This window comes from Pseudomonas sp. GW460-12-10-14-TSB1 (genome assembly GCF_017349775.1).
Taxonomy (GTDB): domain Bacteria; phylum Pseudomonadota; class Gammaproteobacteria; order Pseudomonadales; family Pseudomonadaceae; genus Aquipseudomonas; species Aquipseudomonas piscium.
In genome coordinates this window covers 1-5,538 of sequence record NZ_JACNAC010000113.1, presented here as the reverse complement: position 1 = coordinate 5,538, position 5,538 = coordinate 1, and the positions used below count along the sequence as shown (strand labels likewise).

Annotated in this window: 2 tRNA genes, 2 rRNA genes and 1 pseudogene; 1 reads left to right on the top strand and 4 read right to left on the bottom strand. The window is 51.3% G+C overall.

What is annotated here, in order from left to right:
• Positions 1–184 precede the first annotated feature (184 nt).
• The 4 genes from J4D52_RS30420 to J4D52_RS30405 form a co-directional block, all read right to left on the bottom strand.
• Positions 185–3,076, bottom strand: a 23S ribosomal RNA gene (locus J4D52_RS30420).
• Between the two features lie 240 nt (positions 3,077–3,316).
• Positions 3,317–3,392 (bottom strand) — tRNA-Ala (locus J4D52_RS30415).
• Positions 3,393–3,418: 26 nt separating this feature from the next.
• Positions 3,419–3,495: transfer RNA gene (locus J4D52_RS30410), tRNA-Ile, on the bottom strand.
• A gap of 65 nt (positions 3,496–3,560) precedes the next feature.
• A 16S ribosomal RNA gene (locus J4D52_RS30405) occupies positions 3,561–5,097 on the bottom strand.
• The 16S and 23S rRNA genes sit together here with 2 tRNA genes alongside, the layout of an rRNA operon.
• 136 nt (positions 5,098–5,233) lie before the next feature.
• Between J4D52_RS30405 and J4D52_RS30400 the strand changes: the two are divergent.
• A pseudogene (locus tag J4D52_RS30400) lies at positions 5,234–5,538 on the top strand (hypothetical protein); the annotation flags it as partial.

The following is a 5,538-nucleotide window of genomic DNA, read 5'->3' as shown; positions in this document are numbered from 1 at the left end:
CTGAGTTCGGGATGGGATCAGGTGGTTCCAATGCTCTATGGTCGTCAAGAAATTCGGTGTGCCAACTCGTCTTTCGACGCTTCGGCAAATTGGGTATGTAATAGCTTTGTGTGTTCGCAAACTTTCGGTTCGTTTCGTCTTCACACACCGCAACTTGCTTCTAAGCAAATTGCTTGGGTGTTATATGGTCAAGCCTCACGGGCAATTAGTATTGGTTAGCTCAACGCCTCACAGCGCTTACACACCCAACCTATCAACGTCGTAGTCTTCGACGGCCCTTTAGGGAACTCAAGGTTCCAGTGAGATCTCATCTTGAGGCAAGTTTCCCGCTTAGATGCTTTCAGCGGTTATCTTTTCCGAACATAGCTACCCGGCAATGCCACTGGCGTGACAACCGGAACACCAGAGGTTCGTCCACTCCGGTCCTCTCGTACTAGGAGCAGCCCCTCTCAAATCTCAAACGTCCACGGCAGATAGGGACCGAACTGTCTCACGACGTTCTAAACCCAGCTCGCGTACCACTTTAAATGGCGAACAGCCATACCCTTGGGACCGGCTTCAGCCCCAGGATGTGATGAGCCGACATCGAGGTGCCAAACACCGCCGTCGATATGAACTCTTGGGCGGTATCAGCCTGTTATCCCCGGAGTACCTTTTATCCGTTGAGCGATGGCCCTTCCATACAGAACCACCGGATCACTAAGACCTACTTTCGTACCTGCTCGACGTGTCTGTCTCGCAGTCAAGCGCGCTTTTGCCTTTATACTCTACGACCGATTTCCGACCGGTCTGAGCGCACCTTCGTACTCCTCCGTTACTCTTTAGGAGGAGACCGCCCCAGTCAAACTACCCACCATACACTGTCCTCGATCCGGATAACGGACCTGAGTTAGAACCTCAAAGTTGCCAGGGTGGTATTTCAAGGATGGCTCCACGCGAACTGGCGTCCACGCTTCAAAGCCTCCCACCTATCCTACACAAGCAAATTCAAAGTCCAGTGCAAAGCTATAGTAAAGGTTCACGGGGTCTTTCCGTCTAGCCGCGGATACACTGCATCTTCACAGCGATTTCAATTTCACTGAGTCTCGGGTGGAGACAGCGCCGCCATCGTTACGCCATTCGTGCAGGTCGGAACTTACCCGACAAGGAATTTCGCTACCTTAGGACCGTTATAGTTACGGCCGCCGTTTACCGGGGCTTCGATCAAGAGCTTCGCGTTAGCTAACCCCATCAATTAACCTTCCGGCACCGGGCAGGCGTCACACCCTATACGTCCACTTTCGTGTTTGCAGAGTGCTGTGTTTTTAATAAACAGTCGCAGCGGCCTGGTATCTTCGACCGGCATGGGCTTACGGAGCAAGTCCTTCACCCTCACCGGCGCACCTTCTCCCGAAGTTACGGTGCCATTTTGCCTAGTTCCTTCACCCGAGTTCTCTCAAGCGCCTTGGTATTCTCTACCCAACCACCTGTGTCGGTTTGGGGTACGGTTCCTAGTTATCTGAAGCTTAGAAGCTTTTCTTGGAAGCATGGCATCAACCACTTCGTCACCTAAAAGGTAACTCGTCATCAGCTCTCGGCCTTAGAATCCCGGATTTACCTAAGATTCCAGCCTACCACCTTAAACTTGGACAACCAACGCCAAGCTGGCCTAGCCTTCTCCGTCCCTCCATCGCAATAACTAGAAGTACAGGAATATTAACCTGTTTTCCATCGACTACGCTTTTCAGCCTCGCCTTAGGGACCGACTAACCCTGCGTCGATTAACGTTGCGCAGGAAACCTTGGTCTTTCGGCGTGGGTGTTTTTCACACCCATTGTCGTTACTCATGTCAGCATTCGCACTTCTGATACCTCCAGCAAGCTTCTCAACTCACCTTCACAGGCTTACAGAACGCTCCTCTACCGCATCACTTACGTGATACCCGTAGCTTCGGTGTATGGTTTGAGCCCCGTTACATCTTCCGCGCAGGCCGACTCGACTAGTGAGCTATTACGCTTTCTTTAAAGGGTGGCTGCTTCTAAGCCAACCTCCTAGCTGTCTAAGCCTTCCCACATCGTTTCCCACTTAACCATAACTTTGGGACCTTAGCTGACGGTCTGGGTTGTTTCCCTTTTCACGACGGACGTTAGCACCCGCCGTGTGTCTCCCATGCTCGGCACTTGTAGGTATTCGGAGTTTGCATCGGTTTGGTAAGTCGGGATGACCCCCTAGCCGAAACAGTGCTCTACCCCCTACAGTGATACATGAGGCGCTACCTAAATAGCTTTCGAGGAGAACCAGCTATCTCCGAGCTTGATTAGCCTTTCACTCCGATCCACAGGTCATCCGCTAACTTTTCAACGGTAGTCGGTTCGGTCCTCCAGTCAGTGTTACCTAACCTTCAACCTGCCCATGGATAGATCGCCCGGTTTCGGGTCTATACCCAGCGACTAAACGCCCTATTAAGACTCGCTTTCGCTACGCCTCCCCTATTCGGTTAAGCTCGCCACTGAATATAAGTCGCTGACCCATTATACAAAAGGTACGCAGTCACAGAACAAAGTCTGCTCCCACTGCTTGTACGCATACGGTTTCAGGATCTATTTCACTCCCCTCTCCGGGGTTCTTTTCGCCTTTCCCTCACGGTACTAGTTCACTATCGGTCAGTCAGTAGTATTTAGCCTTGGAGGATGGTCCCCCCATATTCAGACAAAGTTTCTCGTGCTCCGTCCTACTCGATTTCATGACTAAGAGACTTTCGCGTACAGGGCTATCACCCACTATGGCCGCACTTTCCAGAGCGTTCCGCTAATCTCAAAGCCACTTAAGGGCTAGTCCCCGTTCGCTCGCCACTACTAAGGGAATCTCGGTTGATTTCTTTTCCTCAGGGTACTTAGATGTTTCAGTTCCCCTGGTTCGCCTCTTGCACCTATGTATTCAGTACAAGATAACCATCTTATGATGGCTGGGTTCCCCCATTCAGACATCTCCGGATCAAAGTCTGTTTGCCGACTCCCCGAAGCTTTTCGCAGGCTACCACGTCTTTCATCGCCTCTGACTGCCAAGGCATCCACCGTATGCGCTTCTTCACTTGACCATATAACCCCAAGCAATCTGGTTATACTATGAAGACGACATTCGCCGAAAATTCGCGATTAAACTCACAAATTTTACCTTAGCCTGAATAAACACCAGTGAAAGTGTTATCCAGTCTATCTTTCTATCACATACCCAAATTTTTAAAGAACGATTCTGATAAAGATCAGAAATCAACATTCATCGCCGTTCTGGCGGAATGCTCATTTCTAAGCTTTAAACGATGGAGACCAATCTGTAATGGTGGAGCCAAGCGGGATCGAACCGCTGACCTCCTGCGTGCAAGGCAGGCGCTCTCCCAGCTGAGCTATGGCCCCGTATCGCTACAGGGTGCACCAGTAATTGGTGGGTCTGGGCAGATTCGAACTGCCGACCTCACCCTTATCAGGGGTGCGCTCTAACCAACTGAGCTACAGACCCAATCGTCTTCTTCAATGAATCAAGCAATTCGTGTGGGAGCTTATGAAGCAGCTGATGTCGTCGATTAAGGAGGTGATCCAGCCGCAGGTTCCCCTACGGCTACCTTGTTACGACTTCACCCCAGTCATGAATCACACCGTGGTAACCGTCCTCCCGAAGGTTAGACTAGCTACTTCTGGTGCAACCCACTCCCATGGTGTGACGGGCGGTGTGTACAAGGCCCGGGAACGTATTCACCGCGACATTCTGATTCGCGATTACTAGCGATTCCGACTTCACGCAGTCGAGTTGCAGACTGCGATCCGGACTACGATCGGTTTTATGGGATTAGCTCCACCTCGCGGCTTGGCAACCCTCTGTACCGACCATTGTAGCACGTGTGTAGCCCAGGCCGTAAGGGCCATGATGACTTGACGTCATCCCCACCTTCCTCCGGTTTGTCACCGGCAGTCTCCTTAGAGTGCCCACCATTACGTGCTGGTAACTAAGGACAAGGGTTGCGCTCGTTACGGGACTTAACCCAACATCTCACGACACGAGCTGACGACAGCCATGCAGCACCTGTCTCAATGTTCCCGAAGGCACCAATCCATCTCTGGAAAGTTCATTGGATGTCAAGGCCTGGTAAGGTTCTTCGCGTTGCTTCGAATTAAACCACATGCTCCACCGCTTGTGCGGGCCCCCGTCAATTCATTTGAGTTTTAACCTTGCGGCCGTACTCCCCAGGCGGTCAACTTAATGCGTTAGCTGCGCCACTAAGAGCTCAAGGCTCCCAACGGCTAGTTGACATCGTTTACGGCGTGGACTACCAGGGTATCTAATCCTGTTTGCTCCCCACGCTTTCGCACCTCAGTGTCAGTATCAGTCCAGGTGGTCGCCTTCGCCACTGGTGTTCCTTCCTATATCTACGCATTTCACCGCTACACAGGAAATTCCACCACCCTCTACCATACTCTAGCTCGCCAGTTTTGGATGCAGTTCCCAGGTTGAGCCCGGGGATTTCACATTCAACTTAACGAACCACCTACGCGCGCTTTACGCCCAGTAATTCCGATTAACGCTTGCACCCTCTGTATTACCGCGGCTGCTGGCACAGAGTTAGCCGGTGCTTATTCTGTCGGTAACGTCAAAATACTCACGTATTAGGTAAGTACCCTTCCTCCCAACTTAAAGTGCTTTACAATCCGAAGACCTTCTTCACACACGCGGCATGGCTGGATCAGGCTTTCGCCCATTGTCCAATATTCCCCACTGCTGCCTCCCGTAGGAGTCTGGACCGTGTCTCAGTTCCAGTGTGACTGATCATCCTCTCAGACCAGTTACGGATCGTCGCCTTGGTGAGCCATTACCTCACCAACTAGCTAATCCGACCTAGGCTCATCTGATAGCGCAAGGCCCGAAGGTCCCCTGCTTTCTCCCGTAGGACGTATGCGGTATTAGCGTCCGTTTCCGAACGTTATCCCCCACTACCAGGCAGATTCCTAGGCATTACTCACCCGTCCGCCGCTCTCAAGAGGTGCAAGCACCTCTCTACCGCTCGACTTGCATGTGTTAGGCCTGCCGCCAGCGTTCAATCTGAGCCATGATCAAACTCTTCAGTTCAAACATCTTTGGGTTTTGAGAAAACCCTAAACTTGGCTCAGCAATCGTTGGTTACATCTTTGATTTCTCGCGGAGTAACTTGTGATGCTGATAATCTTTCTGACTATCAGTCTGACTCCACAAGCACCCACACGAATTGCTTGATTCAGTTGTTAAAGAGCGGTTGGTTAAGTCTTTCGTCTCAACCGAGGCGCGCATTCTACAGCAGCCTCTGTATCTGTCAAGCGGTTATTTTAAGAAGTTTTCAAAGTTTCCTTTGCAACTTCAACCACTTGCGCTTCCGATCTCTCGTCAGCGGGAGGCGAATTCTACAGCGTTACACGCTGCTGTCAACACCTCTTTTTCTCCGCTTTCGACCGAGAAGATCGAACCGTTAATAAGGCGAAAACAAGACACCTTACCAACTCCTTCGGGCTTCGATGAACTGAAGCGTAACCGCTG